The following is a 15,891-nucleotide window of genomic DNA, read 5'->3' on the forward strand; positions in this document are numbered from 1 at the left end:
CAAATCGTTAAATTGTTACATAAAAAAGTAAAAAAAGACCAATAATTAGTCTAAAGATTGACTATTACTGATCTTATTAAAACTGGCGGAAAGGAAAAATCTCCCTATCCGCTAGCAACTATTTAATGTTTTGTATTGTATCAAAACTTGTAATTCAATATGGCTTTAATTACCTATTTTGATACAATTACGCACCCTTTGGTAATTTTACGCACCATTAACTGATTTTTAGCACCCCCTGTAAATATGGCTTAACAAGGCTGTCAATATCAATTAGTTGTGTTTTTTATTGACTCAATGATTAAATCTATAGCAACACCAATGTCTATCATGTGGATCAGATCCTTTTCGTACACTCTAAGAGTCATTGTTCTATCTTTCATGGTTGCATATCCAACTTCAATCCAGTAAAAACAAAACATAAATTTATTAGGTAGATTGTGTTCTTCAGGCATCTCTAATTTAACAATGATTGGTGAAACAAGTTCCCAATCTTTGATGTTCTGATTATCAATATCCTCTTTAATACGTAATGAATAGACTCCATTTCTGAAAAAGTAATGTCTTGACTTAATCTGATTCTTTTTAAGATAAGAGATCAATTTGCTGTCATTTGTAATGGTGACAAAATCTCCTTCTTCTCTATAAAAAACATCAGTGTACATGCCGTTGATTAAATCAACAACATAGTCTCCGTCACCATATGGTTCAGGATGCGGATAAAACTTTTGAATCAAGTTCCTTGGTACTTTAATTTCAATACTTTTCATAAGTATCTCCTTCTGGCACTTGCCATTTTATTTACAGGTCAAGCCTGTATTACCCTTTGTACCAAGGAATTAATAAATTAAATTAATTTGAGTTGAGCCCAAAGGCTCTAGTACCTAATGTTTTCTTCCACCATGACTCACGGCTTAAAATCACTTGATCATCAGTTCTAGCGTTATAGTTTTCTAATATTGAATATTAAAAGTATTTTTTTATGTAGTCAAACCCAAATTCACTTACTATTTCTTTTAGTAGTTTATTACCCCCGTGTCCATTTGATACATAATTTTTCCATCTGGTTAACAGCATTCCAATATCAGAAGTAGCAGATCCAACATACTGATTTCCATTGCTGGTATCTGTAATTAAATAGACTGCTTTTTGATTCTCCAGCGCTGCTATCCAATCACGTTTATTCCTTACAATTATTGTTTCCAATTGTGAAAAAGTCAATCTCACATTGTCATAACCAGGAAAATCATCACCATCAAATGTGGTGGGCAAAATTTGAACAACTTCCAACTGATCTATAATCTTAGAAAGATATCTCCCTTGACCTTGATGATATTTATGGTATTTTACTATGACTCGGCCAAAATACTTACTATATTCTTCAACTGAAACACCTTTATAGTTGACACCATGCTCAATGTTAAGATCCTCGGTTACTTCTTTTATAGTCGTTAACAACCAAGTATTATACGTAAGTCTCATAAAACTAACGGCAAATTGGCCTACTCTAAAATATCTTTGTGTCTCTCTCCAAAACAGCCACTGGTTATCAATGACTTCTGGATCTTTTTTGTACTCATCCATAGGATTTTTACCTTCGCGATTAGGTTGATTAAATTTTACTTTATATAGTTTTATTTCTTCGTTTGACAAGTGTAATAAATCATTTAGCAATATTTGATTTGACATCAATTAGCCATCCTATTAAGTGATTCAACTAGATACTCCTTCTATTATGAATGAAATTATCAAGACTCAACATATCGATAAAAACGCACCTCAAATCAAAAGGAATTATATGTATCTGCGTATTTCTGTTTTCTTCCATTATTTATTCTTCTCAAACTTGATGCTCTTGCTTTCACAATAATTGTAAAACTTACACTCCAAAACCCAAGTAGGGTTATGACCATTCTCCCAACGATTTAACGTAGGATAAGAAATGCCAATTTCCTTTGCAAGTGCCTCTTGACTTAACAGTAATTTGACTCTAACATATTTGACTTTTTCAGCGAATATCATTAAATAAACGCTCCATTTTTGGTAATGTAAAAGATTATATCACATTATAAATATAAACACAAGATTTTAACGGCTCAATTTAATGTAAACAACAAACTGTCTTGAATACAAAAATTAGCCTCTTTTTAAGTTTAGGAAAGAGGTATAACCCGTTTAATTGCCATTAACTTGCGTACAGCTATCTATTACGGCCCATAGGTACTTGAATGTCGAGCACACGAATACTTAGTGCCGCTTCGGAGCATATGCATCTGTTCATATTATATATTAGCAAATTTATACACTTTTCCATAGACAAGTTTCATTATTCGTTATCTTCTTCTGCAAACTCATCAGGTAATCCGTAGAAATCACAAAGAACTAAATAAGCTGCATACCTTTTGGCTTCTTTTTTAGATGTTGCATAAGCAGTGTGTTTCATTGCCCAGCTTCTAATGTAACAAGTGCACTCCCACATTAAACTTCCATCATTCATCAATACTTGTTCTTCTGATTGATCGTATTCAGGAATAGAGCATCTACCTTTTTCTGATAGTTCTTTTAAAGTAGTCACCGCATTCTCTAACTGAAACTTTGATGGTCTTGGCTCTTCAGTATCGACATCTTCTAGGAAGTCATCTATCTGAAGCATATACTCTACAACATTTTGAAGTTCATCTTGATTCCAATCACTGTCAATTGCAACTGCACCAAGTATAGCTTCAAAAAGATCCGCCTTAACTTTTATCAAATTATCTTTGAACTTTGGATTTTCTAAGTCTGTATCACCTAAATACATATACTTAAATAACCCTAATTTATCAATTGTTTTTGCGAGTGTTTCATTAGATACTATTTGTTTTTTTAGTTCTGTAAAAGCTGCTTCATTCTTATGAGCAACGATACAGTATTCGTCAAGATCATTCTCTTCATCATAGTAATCAGATTGAGATTTCACAAAGCCAAATCTATCAGCGATAATTTTTACTACATAAAAATCTAGAACCCTATCGCCTAAAAATTCTAGTACTTCATTGTTTTCACCACCATATTGTGATGAATATGAGCTACGGGTGAAAGCTTGTAAAAGCAAGTCCTCATTATCAAACCAGTAGCCAATCTTCTTTTGAACAACATCTAAGTGTTCACATAAATCTTGCATTTTCATTTTGATTCCTCCTATTTATTTTATTGTCCGAGAGGAAACAAAAAAGACCTATGCCGATAAGAGGTCCCCACTTCTAGCAGTAAGTAGAATAACCCCAGTTGCTTAAGTCTTAATTTCATCAAAATAATAATTGTAAGTTTATCTATCTAAACTCTACCACTCGCATAGAGGAGTCAAGATAAATCCCGTTACTCAAATACTTTGAGGAAACTAATCCTTCAATCGGACCCCTATATTTTATCACTTGTTTAAGTTTTTGTCTATAAATTAATAAAGAAGACCCTTTTGTCAAGGTCCTAATTTTATACGGTAATTTCAGTTCCACTTGTAACCTTAAAAGTTATTGATTTGTCTCTATTAACAATTGCTTTTTCAACCATTATCATCCACACATCATTTGACCATTCAGGCAGGTAGTTATCTGTAATGTTTATGTTTTCATATATGTAGATCTATGATAGATTTATCTAAGGTATTTGTATCAGTTGTTTATTTTTTTACTTAAATCCTTGATAGCAATATTCATTATATCCATTAAGTCTTGAGCTGAAAGAGTAAATACTAGTTTCACCTTTCGCTTTTTATTTTCATCTATAAAAGAAAATTGATTGTTTCCAAGTGGCTCAACATCGCCATGAGCAATTGCATTTCTTAAGTTTCGTAAAATAGGTTTTACAGTTCCGTTTAATGGTTCTATGACATTTGCTTTAGACATTATTGAATTTATTTACTTTAAACAATCCTCACTATAATAGTTGTTTTCTTTGCATAAAAAAAAGCATATAGAAGGCTGCATAAATACTTCCAATTTGGAAAGCACCTCGTTCAACATTATCTCCAAAAATTAACGGAATTAATAGTGGTTCCTTTTTAAAATGATCTGATGTTTTATTCAATAATTTAACAATACTAAGAGTGTTTACTAGTAATATGACCTTTGAAAAATGGCCCAATATATTAGGTAATGATGAAATGATTACTAAAGCAATTTTAGATAGAATTCTTCATCACTATTATCTGTTTAATATCACTGGTAACTCTTATCGTATTAAAGATAAACTTAAATACAATAAAACTGAGGAATCTTAACTGCACACAATTGTACATTCTTAACTTGACTTTTATAATATTCTAGAGAAGCAGCTAGATACATCATTGATAATAAGAAAACTTATGTTGATGAAACGTCTTTCTACATCTACGGCACCATTTGTGCTAAAAAAAGATTTATTATTGCAATGTAGGAATGAAAGTGCGAAGTCTGAAACATCACTAGTTTTTAGAAACGCGCCAGAATTATTTATATAACGCAAAAAAGGAGCCACCACTACCCGATTAAAGGTAATGATGACTCCTTTATTTTTTTATATTAAATATGGTTTAACTGCTGTTCTTAGTTTAACTAATAAGTCAATAGTTTGATTCATTAATTCTTTATAATTATCTTGATGTTCAAAGTCTAATCCTGGAATAGATGCTGTTATATTTGACGCTTTTTTGCTATCGTTTCGATTCCAAACATATGTGTAACCAGTTGATGATTCAATTTCATCTTTATGAGCATATATTGCATCATATTGTTCTTTAGAATCATTAACCCAAATATAAACATGAATCTTATTATCTTTATTAATCAAGCCAATACCTAAATGGCACTTTGAACTTCCGATTGAAACATCGTACCAATGGTCAGTTGTTGGCTTTCTTTTGTTAAAAGGATTGCCTCTTTCTGTTAAAACATCATTAAATTTTGTCCAGAAATCTTGTCTATAATTCATTGTTTGATTGAACTTTTCTCCAGTTTTATTACTCTTTTTTACTTGTACAGCAAAATCATTAGGCTGCTCTATAACTTTAAATTGAGGTGCTGGATCTGAGTTACCAATCTTATATGCATGAACTTCAATTAAGAAGAAAGAAACATCGCTATCAAAATGTTCATTTAACCATTCAACAGCTCTAGCATCCTCAGCTCTTGCTTCTTTAACAATCCAAACAACAATGGAAGCATCCAAACCTGAAGCGTATGTAAGGATTTCACCTAAATGGCGGTGATCAGTTGCTTCAAGTTGATTTTTGATTATAACCTTTTTATCAGAAAACTCATCTTTACAATAAATGTCACAACTAAAAGAACCTACTTGTTTTTCAGTTTCTACATCTATAAGAGAAAGGCCAAGAATCTCACCAAGATCCGAAATATTTCTTCTTTAGCTAGCCATTTAGAAAAATCGTATTCTTCATGTTTCCAAATATCTCTTAATTCAACTTCTTTTAATTTTCCTATTGCAATAACATATCTCCTAACAAAAAATTATAAGTGTGAATAAACATCAAAATTATCGAACAATTCCTCAAAAGAACTATAATCTCTTGATAGACTTGTTTCGTAGTTATCTGTCAGGCTTTGAGTACCAAATCTTGTATAACTTCCTTTTTTGATTACATTGCATTTTCTAATAGATGTTTCATTAGTAAAACCAATAATATCAATTTGCTTTAATTCACTATATGCTTTCCCATCATTAGTTATGAAATAGACTAAAACCATATAATCCTTTCCATCTTTATTTGCTTGAACCACAGGATACATAAAATCCCAACTTAAAGATGGTGTTAACTTTGTTAATGCAGTTTTTACATCAATAAATACCCTTCTATTACCATTAATTATTTCTATATCATATGGATCATAAAAATATTCAGCTACTAATTGACTACTTTTTTCTGAATAATCATTTGAATAAACAATTCGATTAATTTCATCTAAATCAAAGTTATCACTCCATGTACGCGTAATAAAACCTCGATCACCAAATTTCCATTCGATTAATTCACGAATGTATATTTCAGTAATAAATCCAACATATGAATCGTGAGCTACAACAGTAAACTTATCATAACATAAGCCTACTCTCCTTAAATAATTTTTACAATCAGCTCTAAAATTTTCAAAATTAACTGCAGCTTGCTGTAATTCTTTAGTTAACTTGAATTCAAAATCTTTCATTCATATCACCTCACTCACAGCAGCTTCTTATAAAAGTAATAAAAGTGTCTTTATTCAATACTTCTTCTATACCGTTAAAAGACTTATAGATAACCCAATCAGCATTTGATTTTATAGGAAGATAAAAGTATTGATTTGTTATTCTAGACGCATGTAAAAACATTTTCCTTAAAGCATCAATTTTATCCTTATATTCAGTTTCATCTATCGAATAGCCAAAACCACTATTAACGCTTTTAACTTCAATAATATGAGTATCGCCATTTTTATCTTTCAAAATAAAATCTGGATATGAGCTATGCTTTGTATGTAAAACATACTCAAATTTTATTGTTGAGTTAGGATAATAGTTTTTACCCCAATACGAAGTACCTAATTTTTTTAGAATTTTTGCAAATTCTTTTTCCGCCTCAGAATCAAAATCATAATCCTCATCTGATTCATCATTTAATTTCCAAGCCCAGTCGCTAATTTCTGTCGTATTTCCTGTGATTTCAAAATAGCTTGTTTTAGGGAAAGTTGCAACATCATCAAGTTCCATCGAACGCTCATAGTCTGCCATAAACGAATTATTCTCAATATCAATTTCTGAAACGAAGTTGGATATTTTTAGCCAATCATCGTACGTTTTAATTTCATTCCAGCATAGAGAATTTGTTTCTGGGCTAATTTTATCCCACTTTCTATATAATTCAAAAACGGATGTTGTATTTGTATTAACAACCTTTGATTCAATATATTTCTTAACGTTAAATGAACTATTCTTTGATAAAGTTCCTAATTTTGTAGTTTTAACTTCAATATTTCTTTCGTCAATTCTGTTAACTTTTTTAAACTTTCGCATGTTGCCATCAACAAGTCCCCAAACCCAGCATGTCAATGCTAATTCATGAGCTTCTTCATCAAATTTTTCCCAATCAACAAGAATTGGATTTCTTCTAACTCGTCCAACAACCTGCTCATCCATTTGCTTACTTTTTGAATCTCTTACCTGGTATAACATACACGCACGAGGAATATCCCATCCTTCTGTTATCACCATCTTAAAAACTATTATATCAATTAGAGATTCATTGTTCTTAACATAATCCTTCCATCTATTAACAGGAAGTTTCTTTACACTGTCATTCGTATCGCAGCCTTTCCCATTATTATCATCAACGATATACATCCACTTTAGGTTTTTAGCTGGATCCGTAACAATTTTCTTTATTCTTGCCCATTCTTCTTCAGCCTTATCTTTATTAGAAATCTGAATAATCAAGCAAGGATTTACTTTCAATTTATTAATATACTCTGTTTTAACTTGTTGAAATTTCTCAATAGCCTCCTCAACTGACGCATCTGGATCTACTGTAAAAATATCACCATCTTTTGATTCCTCTGCCAATCGCTTAATCAATTTAGCATTAACTGCCTCTTCATTAGTAATCTCTACATCTGGTTTAAACTTAGGAGTTGCTGAAAAATTTATTATTTTTGTAAACTGATCATTAAGTTCATCCAAATTACTTGTTGCTATATGACATTCATCTTTAATTAAATATACAAGTTTTCCATTCCATCTTAAAGTTATAAGCAAATTAGATAGTGCTCCACTTGTTTTTATTCTGGCTTTATCCTTGTATAAATCACGTGGCAATACATAAACATTGTATGTATCTGGTATATAAACTTTTTCATCTTCAGCAAAATCGCTATTTATTAAATATGGTCTTATATTTGGAAATGAATATTGATACTCAATAAATTTATCATAATTTTGCTTACCTAATCCAGCTTTAGATAAAGTACTGACTATGAAAACAACATCTGGATTGGCTAGAAATCTATTCATTAAATCTGCCATCATGTATGTTTTTCCAGAGCCTGTTGGAGCTTTGAATGTGGTTTCTCTTTGATTAATTATCTTATTTTGAAGTGCAGTCACGGCATTTCGTTGTAATTCTTTAATTTCTTGAAGCATCTTTTAGTTTCCTCGCTACTTTTTCAAAATTTGTACAAACCCATTCAATTTTTTCCTTAATATTATTGAATTTTTCATGACCATATAGAGTTTCATCAATTTTATCAAAAATCGAGTGATCATAAATTGAATATTCAGTCATTTCAAGAACTTCTAAAGAGCCATCAAATTTTTTATTCTTTTTAATCCAATCATAATTATTTCTGCCATCATATCCTTCGCCTTTTATTACTCTACGTAATCTATCTGCGGTAATGTATGCTAAATTATGTGGCAATCCATATGAATCAAGTAATTCAATTTGATTTTTTACTGTATCGCTCTTTGTATCAGTTGCCAAAGTTTCAGGAAGTTGCACTAAAATAAAACTTCTATTTCCACCATCTTTTCTGTTTAAGTTCATAACAGCTTGACCAGTAGTCCCTGATCCAGCAAAAAAGTCTAATACTACAGCGTCTTTTTTATCATAAGTTCGCATGTTTACCAAATATTCAATCAATGATGATGGTTTAGGGAAATCAAACATTTTTTTACCAAAAATTGAATCTAATTCCTTAGTGGCTTCTTCATTTGTGCCAACACCACATTCATCTTTAGAAATTATATTCGAAGGAGTTTTGATACGATCTCCAGATCTTGCATATCTTATAGCAAATTTTGTACTTTTAATATAGAAAGCTGTTCCCTTAGAGGCTTCTTTAAGAATTGTCTCTTGTGTCCATTTCATAGGTCCTTTTATGTGTAAATCATCAACAGGCATGCCTTCTCTCACTGCGAAACTTTCTTCCAATTCCACTCTATCATATTGTCCTGCAGGATAAACACCATCTGGAATCTTACAAATTATATTTTCTTTTGGAACTACCACACTAATTACTCTATTACCATCATTTAACAGAGGCATATCTCCACCAGATACAACTCCACCAGATAGTCCACCATCCATCTGATATTTTTTATAGCATAAAACATATTCAAACTTTTTTCTTACATTTGGAGATAAGCTAGGTGGCGTTGCAGTTTTCATCCAATGAAAAGTGGCAAGATAATTTCTTTCTCCAAAAACCTCATCAAACAAGCATTTGATGTAAGCATAATTTTTATCATCTATACTGCAGAAAATTACACCAGTATCTGATAATAATTGTAATGCAATCATTAGTCTGGATTGCAACATACTTAACAGATTATCTCTGTTTATTTGGTTTTCATAATTTGTATGTGCAAACTCACCTAAATCGTTTGCTCCATATGGAGGATCAATGTAAATAACATCTATTTTTCCTCTATACTCGACAAGTAAATTTAATAACGCATAATAATTATCACCTATGATAAGCTTGTTTTTTGTCCCGTTTCCATCAAAAGATAATTTTTCATTTTTGTTAAAAATATAAATGCCATCTGAAGGGACTTCAAGCTTTTTATCAAAAATTAATCCTGTCTTATAAAATGTTGTTCCAAGTTTACATATAGAAATTGCTTCATCCTCTGATTCGGCTTTAGATAATAATTTTTTTAAAAATTCCAAATTGTTTGGTTCTAGTATATGTTCTTCCACTCTTTTTTCTAAGTCTGCAATTAAGTTTTTAACCGTTTTGTTTTCAATGTAATTTGCCATATTATTTCTCCTCTACAACTATATTGTTTTCTTTGCAAAGTTTCTCAATTCTGATTCGAACTATCTTTATAGGAATAGCTCGGCCGTTTTCCCACCTATTTACCGATGGATAGGAAACGCTCAAAATATCAGCCATTTCAGTTTGAGAAATATTTAATACTGATCTTAATTCGAGTAATGCTTTTGCATAATCCTTTTCCATTATTATTCCTCCATTTAATCGAATTGCATTCTAAATCAAATTATATCATCTTTAATCATTATTATCTATTGTTTAAAACCATTTTCTCATTTTCAAAATGGAAATCCCTCTAAAAATAGGCCTAAATTTTGCAACCCCCTACCTTTTACGATGCAACCCCCTCTATTTTTGGCATAAAAAAATGCAACCCCCTAGCATTTTGAGCATTTGGAATTGCAACCCTCTTAATTGATGATTTGGTTTATATTGTTAAAAATGACACTAAAAATAAGGCAAATCCCCTATTAAGCGGTATCGAACCCTGCTATTTTGGCCATTTTAGCCCTAAAAACAAAAAAATTGTGACAGATTTCTCGTATCACAATTCTAGTTCTTTTATGGTGGAGCTGATGGGATTTGAACCCATGTACGAGATTCTTCCAATAATGTAGTCTACATGTTTAGTCTATTTAATAATTTAGTACTTATCTAGTAAATAGACAAAATTAATAAGTACGAGTCTAGTAATAATTCATTCATAAACCTAGACATATTTATGAATATAGCTTGCCAACTGAGGTCAGCCAATAGCGGCAAGCACACTATTGGGGACCACGCGCTATATTATATTAAGCAGCGTAAGCAAATGTTTGGTTTCCGGATATTTAATCCTCGGCGTTTTATACTGCGCAACCAGTACATGCATACAAAATCTTCTAAACCCCGGCGAATCCATAAACAGCCCCGAGCGCTCTTATTATATATGAATAGTAAAAAAAATACAAGAAATAAAAATAATATGATTTAATTTAATCTTAAATTTTTATATACCATATGTTTAAAAACTTCCGTGTTAAGAGTTTAAAAAACCAGAAACTAATATATCATTCTGGTTTTTTTAAGTATTTATTTAAATCATTTTTTTATATTTGTACTTTACTTCTTAAACTATAAGTCTTAATTGGTGTATAAGTCAATTCATTATTTACACGATGACTTTCATATAAATGAACTTTATCAATAATGACGTTTTTAGGTTCTACTTTAATGGAATCTAAATGAAACGACTCATGAAATACTGTTTCTCTTGAAAGCGTAATATGTGCTTTAAAATGATTTGGAAATTTATATCCCATATTATTTATCTTTTCAACAATACGTTTTTGAAGTTTTTTTAATGGCTCGCTTTCTTCTATTCCAAGCCAAACGATTTTCTCATGATTTCTATCAAATGATCCTAAGTGATTAATTGTTAAATTAAAAGCACTTATATTTTCTATAAACTTTAATTCTTGTTCGATTAATCTTTGTTCAACTAAATCAATTTCACCTAGAAAAAGCAAAGTTAAGTGGTAATTCTTTTTAAGTGTTGTTCGACTTTTTGTAGTATGCTTTACTATTTGATTTTTTATATCATCAATCATATCGATTGCATCATCACTAAAAGGTATACCAATGAAAGCTCTCATAAAATTCTTTCTTTCTTAATAAAGAATTCAATATTATCTTAATCGTTCTTGAACCATAGGTAAACGATTTAAAGTAATATAGATAGGTGTGCCAATTGCAACCGCAGTCAATGCTTCAATTAATCCATTACTTGCAGCAATACCATAAATTAAAGTGACAGCATCACCAAATGCCATCTTAAACGCATCTGCAAAAAGAATCACTGATGCTAATACCAATACAGTATGAATTAATGTTCCTACAATAAAACTAGAACTTACTGCTAGATCTTTATAATTTTGGTTTGAAACTAAATAGTAATAACCTGTAATAAATAATGCAATGATGACAAGTGATATAGGAATTACAATCTTTAATACATTATTTTCAGTTGTTGATGCATTTTCATATAACTCTACTAATGTTTCTTCTGATACTGTTTCATCTAAAACTGCAGTATTATATTCATTCCAAATTGCATTCTTCGTAATTTCTAATGATCCAAAATAAACTGCAAAAATTGTAATTAAACTAACTAATCCAAATAAAATGTATTTTCCATATGATAATTTAGATAAAGCTAAAAATCCTTGATAAACAGTCCAAGCAGCTAAACCAAATAAAGCTCTTGGAAGCACTGAAACTAATGGATTTTGGAATGCTAAATCAAATGCTGTAGCTGCATACATATAAGATGCCATGAGTGATCCAATTCCAAAAACAACACCCAAAATAAAACCATAACGGGGTTTTAAAATAAAAATACCAATCATTGTAGGAATGTGCACTAAAGTAACCGCAACCCCTGGAAGAAATGTAACAAATCCAAGCTGTGGAATTAATGACATTAATAAAATGATGGCAACAAATGTACTTGTTAAAACAAGTTGAAATATTTGATTTTGTTTCATGTTATACTCTCCTTTTTAGGCCAGTTATCTGGTCCCATAAGACACGTCAATTATAACATAATCATCTCAATAAATATATTTAAAATACATTAATATTTTTCAATAAGTTGAATTTGTAATAAACGTGCACTTAACGTAATATCTACTGATTTAGTCTCATATTGTATATATTTTAATATATAATTCATAGATAAAAGACCATATTTTTTATCATTAATGACTTTAAATGCACATCTAAAACTTTTATATAAGTTATTCATCTTAGGTTCACTTATTTTAGATTTAACTAAATATTTTTCTTCATATTTTTTCTTCAATGAATTATTCTTAATAAAATCGTTAAATTCTTTTAAAAATATATCAATCTCTTTATTCAAGATATGCGTATCAAGTTCACTAAAAAAAGATTTAATCCAATCTAAGATTTGATTAATATTTAATTGATTATATTTTTTTATAAGATATTCATCTAAATTAATATTTTTATTTAATATTTTTTTCATATTCACCACTTATGTTTATTTTAACAAAAAATAAAAAATATCACAGTCGCCTGTGATATTTTAATTAAATTATGCATAAATTCTTTCAAATGAATGATATGATAAATGACTTATAGAAACTTGATGAATACTTGAAAAATCAATTTCTAAATCGCGTCTCCAGGTTGTGTAACCTTGCTCTTTTAAGTATAGTAATGCCCAGTATGTTAATTCCATAACTTCAACATTATAATATTCAATTGCTGATGCGTTTTTAAATGCATTATTATTTCCAAAAATGTAATCATTTGTGACAACTTTATACATTTGATTTACATTAATCGAATTTTTAGTAAGACCTGGTCTCATGTAATATGAATTACGACTAAGTTGATTTAATAAATCTCTTCCTGACATCATTACACTTACAACTGTATTGTTAAAAGGTGAGATTTGGAACATCTTAGCATAAGATAAATCTTCGCCATTATCAATATCTGCTCTTGTACCACCGTTATTATGAAATCCTACATCACTGTTTGTATATTGAGTCATCAGTTTTGCAATATAAACCGCATAATCACTTTTTGAAACATATTCACCTGATTTTAATATAGGTTCATATAAATCACTAATCTCATTTATTGAAGATTCTATCATAGCTTGAATGACTGGATGTTCATATTTTACGCGATTATCATAATATCCAATATTTTCAGCTTGACTTGAAACAACACCTGAGTCAGAACGATATGTTAATGTAACATGTCCTAAATAACGACTATTTGATGCAGATTGAACAATATGAATTGGTGCTGCATTTGATCTTGTTTTTTGTCTTACATAATAATAATGTGTGTGTCCATTAAATATAATGTCTACTTTGCTTAATCCAGTAAATGCTGCTACTTTATCATTATATGACGTATCATCTTGATGATTTACTGCAACAACAATGTCTACATCTTCATATTGTCTTAAATGTTTCGCATAAGATTCTGTAATTTCAATTGGGTTTGCAAAGCGATAATCATTCACTCTAGTAAACGAAATAGATGATTCTAGACCATAACCCATTGTACCAATGATACCTATTCTAATACCATTTCTTTCAATAATCGTATATGGTTCAAAGCCTTCTACCATTTGGTTGGTTGCTTTTGAATATACATTTGCTCCTAAAATTGGATAATTAGCTTGAACTTCATGTGTACCATTAAAATATTGTAAAACTTTATCAATTCCCCAGTCAAATTCATGATTACCAATGACATATGCATCTAGGTACATAGCATTTAACATTTCAATCACATTTGCACCCCAAAAATAATTAGAAATGATATCACCTTGCAACATATCTCCACCAGTGATAAATATTGTTTGATCAGGATTATTTTCTTTTTCAGTGAGTACAACATTTGCAATTCGGGCTAAACCAATATGAAGTTCACTTGGATTATTTAGTAATGATCCATGCATATCATTCATATAATAAAAATTGAGTTCAACTTGCTCATTTAAAATCAATCTATATTTTGCATATAGTGTAATATCCTCATAAATTTGAGTTTCAAAATCAAATTTATGAGTTAAATTACTGTCGATATACCATCCAACAAATGTATATCCTTCAAATGTTGGTTTTTCAGGCTCTAAAACTTTTTCACCCTTTTTAACACTTACAATATAAGGATCTGAATCATTTAATGCATCAAAAGTAATTTTGATATATTCATAAACAATATCTACATATTGAGCGTATAGTGTTAAATCTTCAAGAACAATTTTTGAAAAATCAAATAAATTTTTACCTTCTTTATCTAGTGACCAACCAATAAATTGTTTATCTTTAATTTCATCATGTGTTGGTTCTGATAATAAACTGTTTTTTTGAATTTCAAATGTTTTAATTAAAACATCTTCCAACATTAAAGTAATTTTGACATACTCAATTGATTTTTCTTTTACATTTACTTTAATAAATTTTTGATATTTTTCTCCTTGAAAAGTAACCGTTACAAATATTGTATATGTTCCAATTTCTGAATAATTGACATATTGATCATTAATTTCTACAACATTTATTAGATCTGTTCCAATCGACGTTTTAGCTATAACATGATCATAATAATCTGGTCTTTCATCACCAATATAGTATTCCATTGTCTCAGGTACTTCAAAAGTCAAAGTTTCTGTATCTTTACAACTTACCATACCTAATGATATGAATACTAAAAATAATAAACTTAATATTTTCTTCATTTTCACTTAACCTCATTGCCATTATATCAAAAAAAGATTAGATAATTCTAATCTTTATATACATTTCCACTATTGTAAAACAATTCAAACGATATTTACATATTTAACGATTTTTATGAAATCTCTTTTAAAAACGCGATTTTAGCTTTTAAAGTTTGTTTTTTATCATAAAAATTTACATAATATCCTTGACTTGATTCATAAACTTTAATGTGAATTGTGTCATTGAGCATATATGCATCAAGATACTCACAAATTAAATATTGATATATAAAGTTTTGCGGTATATGATTAGATGCCTTCAATACATAGATGGCATTATTCATATGCTGATAATAATCTAAATCAGATATTAAAACTACATCATTTACTTCTTTTATCAATTTTAAATTTTTAGGTTCAATAATTTTTCGACCAAAATATTGCATATCATATTTATCATATTGTCCAATACTTTTTAACGTTTGTTCAGAAATACGATGTGGTCGATAAGTATCTAGATTCATAAAAAATCCAACACAATAGGATTCAACAACTGGCCTTTCATGTTCATCATAAACAATTGTATTACGATAACCATAAAATGGTTTAGTTTCGTATGGATAAGTTTTTAGTATGAGTTGTTCTTTATATTTTGGCCAATAGTTAATTTTTAAAAACCGATATGTTAAAACGATTGCCATATTATAAGTTTTTGCTTCATGTGATAGTTCAGTTAAACCATCAATATGGTTTGCCTCAACATCTTGAATATAATCAACTAAGTCCTTAATTCTTACAATATTTTGATGCCCAATAGATGATGCTTCTACTTTTCTTTTGTCAATATACATAAACATA

Annotated in this window: 16 protein-coding genes and 1 other RNA gene; 1 reads left to right on the forward strand and 16 read right to left on the reverse strand. The window is 29.7% G+C overall.

Translation table 11 applies throughout. The features are described 5' to 3' along the window. Positions 1-269 precede the first annotated feature (269 nt). The 5 genes from T434_RS0101260 to T434_RS0101280 all read right to left on the reverse strand — a co-directional run bounded on the left by T434_RS0101260 (position 270) and on the right by T434_RS0101280 (position 3,884). Positions 270-770, reverse strand: coding sequence for a hypothetical protein (locus tag T434_RS0101260; RefSeq protein WP_162150583.1), 501 nt, complete (start codon positions 768-770; stop codon positions 270-272). Positions 771-966: 196 nt separating this feature from the next. Beyond that, positions 967-1,689 carry a GIY-YIG nuclease family protein gene (locus T434_RS06400; protein WP_210997083.1) on the reverse strand — a complete coding sequence of 241 codons (723 nt, stop codon included), beginning with the start codon at positions 1,687-1,689 and terminating at the stop codon, positions 967-969. Between the two features lie 138 nt (positions 1,690-1,827). Next, positions 1,828-2,022, reverse strand: coding sequence for a helix-turn-helix domain-containing protein (locus T434_RS08065; protein ID WP_026399566.1), 195 nt, complete (start codon positions 2,020-2,022; stop codon positions 1,828-1,830). A 304-nt stretch (positions 2,023-2,326) separates the two neighbouring features. After that, positions 2,327-3,169 (reverse strand): ribonuclease III domain-containing protein, encoded by an 843-nt coding sequence (locus T434_RS0101275; RefSeq protein WP_026399567.1) that lies wholly within the window; start codon positions 3,167-3,169, stop codon positions 2,327-2,329. Between the two features lie 481 nt (positions 3,170-3,650). Further along, positions 3,651-3,884, reverse strand: a complete 234-nt coding sequence (locus T434_RS0101280; protein WP_162150584.1) for a hypothetical protein — start codon at positions 3,882-3,884, stop codon at positions 3,651-3,653. 200 nt (positions 3,885-4,084) lie between these two features. On the opposite strand from T434_RS0101280, the gene T434_RS07610 reads away from it, so the two are divergent. After that, positions 4,085-4,258, forward strand: coding sequence for an ATP-binding protein (locus tag T434_RS07610; RefSeq protein ID WP_281172666.1), 174 nt, complete (start codon positions 4,085-4,087; stop codon positions 4,256-4,258). Between the two features lie 275 nt (positions 4,259-4,533). On the opposite strand, the gene T434_RS06405 is transcribed toward T434_RS07610, so the two are convergent. From T434_RS06405 to T434_RS0101335, 11 genes are all read right to left on the reverse strand, one after another. Next, positions 4,534-5,184 (reverse strand): DUF4268 domain-containing protein, encoded by a 651-nt coding sequence (locus tag T434_RS06405; protein WP_051614285.1) that lies wholly within the window; start codon positions 5,182-5,184, stop codon positions 4,534-4,536. Positions 5,185-5,483: 299 nt separating this feature from the next. Continuing rightward, positions 5,484-6,179, reverse strand: coding sequence for a hypothetical protein (locus tag T434_RS0101295; RefSeq protein ID WP_026399569.1), 696 nt, complete (start codon positions 6,177-6,179; stop codon positions 5,484-5,486). A gap of 10 nt (positions 6,180-6,189) precedes the next feature. After that, on the reverse strand, positions 6,190-8,109 hold the full coding sequence (locus tag T434_RS0101300) for a DEAD/DEAH box helicase (protein ID WP_162150585.1): 1,920 nt from the start codon (positions 8,107-8,109) through the stop codon (positions 6,190-6,192). 19 nt (positions 8,110-8,128) lie between these two features. Continuing rightward, on the reverse strand, positions 8,129-9,766 hold the full coding sequence (locus tag T434_RS07370; protein ID WP_051614286.1) for a site-specific DNA-methyltransferase: 1,638 nt from the start codon (positions 9,764-9,766) through the stop codon (positions 8,129-8,131). 1 nt (position 9,767) lies between these two features. Beyond that, a complete protein-coding gene (locus T434_RS06415) occupies positions 9,768-9,968 on the reverse strand; it encodes a helix-turn-helix domain-containing protein (protein ID WP_035357903.1) in 201 nt (66 codons plus the stop codon). A gap of 378 nt (positions 9,969-10,346) precedes the next feature. Then, positions 10,347-10,693, reverse strand: a transfer-messenger RNA (tmRNA) gene (gene ssrA / locus T434_RS07615). Between the two features lie 177 nt (positions 10,694-10,870). Continuing rightward, entirely contained in the window at positions 10,871-11,416 is a 546-nt protein-coding gene (gene thpR, locus T434_RS07375) for an RNA 2',3'-cyclic phosphodiesterase (RefSeq protein ID WP_051614287.1), read from the reverse strand. A gap of 33 nt (positions 11,417-11,449) precedes the next feature. Next, on the reverse strand, positions 11,450-12,307 hold the full coding sequence (locus T434_RS0101320; protein ID WP_026399571.1) for an ECF transporter S component: 858 nt from the start codon (positions 12,305-12,307) through the stop codon (positions 11,450-11,452). A gap of 89 nt (positions 12,308-12,396) precedes the next feature. Beyond that, complete coding sequence (locus tag T434_RS0101325) at positions 12,397-12,810, reverse strand: hypothetical protein (protein WP_026399572.1); 414 nt, start codon at positions 12,808-12,810, stop codon at positions 12,397-12,399. A 69-nt stretch (positions 12,811-12,879) separates the two neighbouring features. After that, a complete protein-coding gene (locus T434_RS0101330) occupies positions 12,880-15,051 on the reverse strand; it encodes an InlB B-repeat-containing protein (protein ID WP_026399573.1) in 2,172 nt (723 codons plus the stop codon). Between the two features lie 113 nt (positions 15,052-15,164). After that, the gene (locus tag T434_RS0101335; protein ID WP_026399574.1) at positions 15,165-15,884 is read right to left on the reverse strand and encodes an acyl-ACP thioesterase domain-containing protein; all 720 of its coding nucleotides are present in this window, start codon (positions 15,882-15,884) and stop codon (positions 15,165-15,167) included. Between the last annotated feature and the right edge of the window lie 7 nt (positions 15,885-15,891).

The organism is Acholeplasma equifetale ATCC 29724 (assembly GCF_000687735.1).
Lineage (GTDB): Bacteria > Bacillota_I > Bacilli_A > Acholeplasmatales > Acholeplasmataceae > Acholeplasma > Acholeplasma equifetale.

What these genes read in the sequence shown, in the direction of transcription:
- T434_RS0101260 (WP_162150583.1), bottom strand. Translation starts at nt 770, where the DNA reads ATGAAAAGTATTGAAATTAAAGTACCAAGGAACTTGATTCAAAAGTTT.
- T434_RS06400 (WP_210997083.1), bottom strand. Translation starts at nt 1,689, where the DNA reads ATGTCAAATCAAATATTGCTAAATGATTTATTACACTTGTCAAACGAA.
- T434_RS08065 (WP_026399566.1), bottom strand. Translation starts at nt 2,022, where the DNA reads ATGATATTCGCTGAAAAAGTCAAATATGTTAGAGTCAAATTACTGTTA.
- T434_RS0101275 (WP_026399567.1), bottom strand. Translation starts at nt 3,169, where the DNA reads ATGAAAATGCAAGATTTATGTGAACACTTAGATGTTGTTCAAAAGAAG.
- T434_RS0101280 (WP_162150584.1), bottom strand. Translation starts at nt 3,884, where the DNA reads ATGTCTAAAGCAAATGTCATAGAACCATTAAACGGAACTGTAAAACCT.
- T434_RS0101295 (WP_026399569.1), bottom strand. Translation starts at nt 6,179, where the DNA reads ATGAAAGATTTTGAATTCAAGTTAACTAAAGAATTACAGCAAGCTGCA.
- T434_RS07370 (WP_051614286.1), bottom strand. Translation starts at nt 9,766, where the DNA reads ATGGCAAATTACATTGAAAACAAAACGGTTAAAAACTTAATTGCAGAC.
- T434_RS06415 (WP_035357903.1), bottom strand. Translation starts at nt 9,968, where the DNA reads ATGGAAAAGGATTATGCAAAAGCATTACTCGAATTAAGATCAGTATTA.
- thpR (WP_051614287.1), bottom strand. Translation starts at nt 11,416, where the DNA reads ATGAGAGCTTTCATTGGTATACCTTTTAGTGATGATGCAATCGATATG.
- T434_RS0101320 (WP_026399571.1), bottom strand. Translation starts at nt 12,307, where the DNA reads ATGAAACAAAATCAAATATTTCAACTTGTTTTAACAAGTACATTTGTT.
- T434_RS0101325 (WP_026399572.1), bottom strand. Translation starts at nt 12,810, where the DNA reads ATGAAAAAAATATTAAATAAAAATATTAATTTAGATGAATATCTTATA.
- T434_RS0101330 (WP_026399573.1), bottom strand. Translation starts at nt 15,051, where the DNA reads ATGAAGAAAATATTAAGTTTATTATTTTTAGTATTCATATCATTAGGT.
- T434_RS0101335 (WP_026399574.1), bottom strand. Translation starts at nt 15,884, where the DNA reads ATGTATATTGACAAAAGAAAAGTAGAAGCATCATCTATTGGGCATCAA.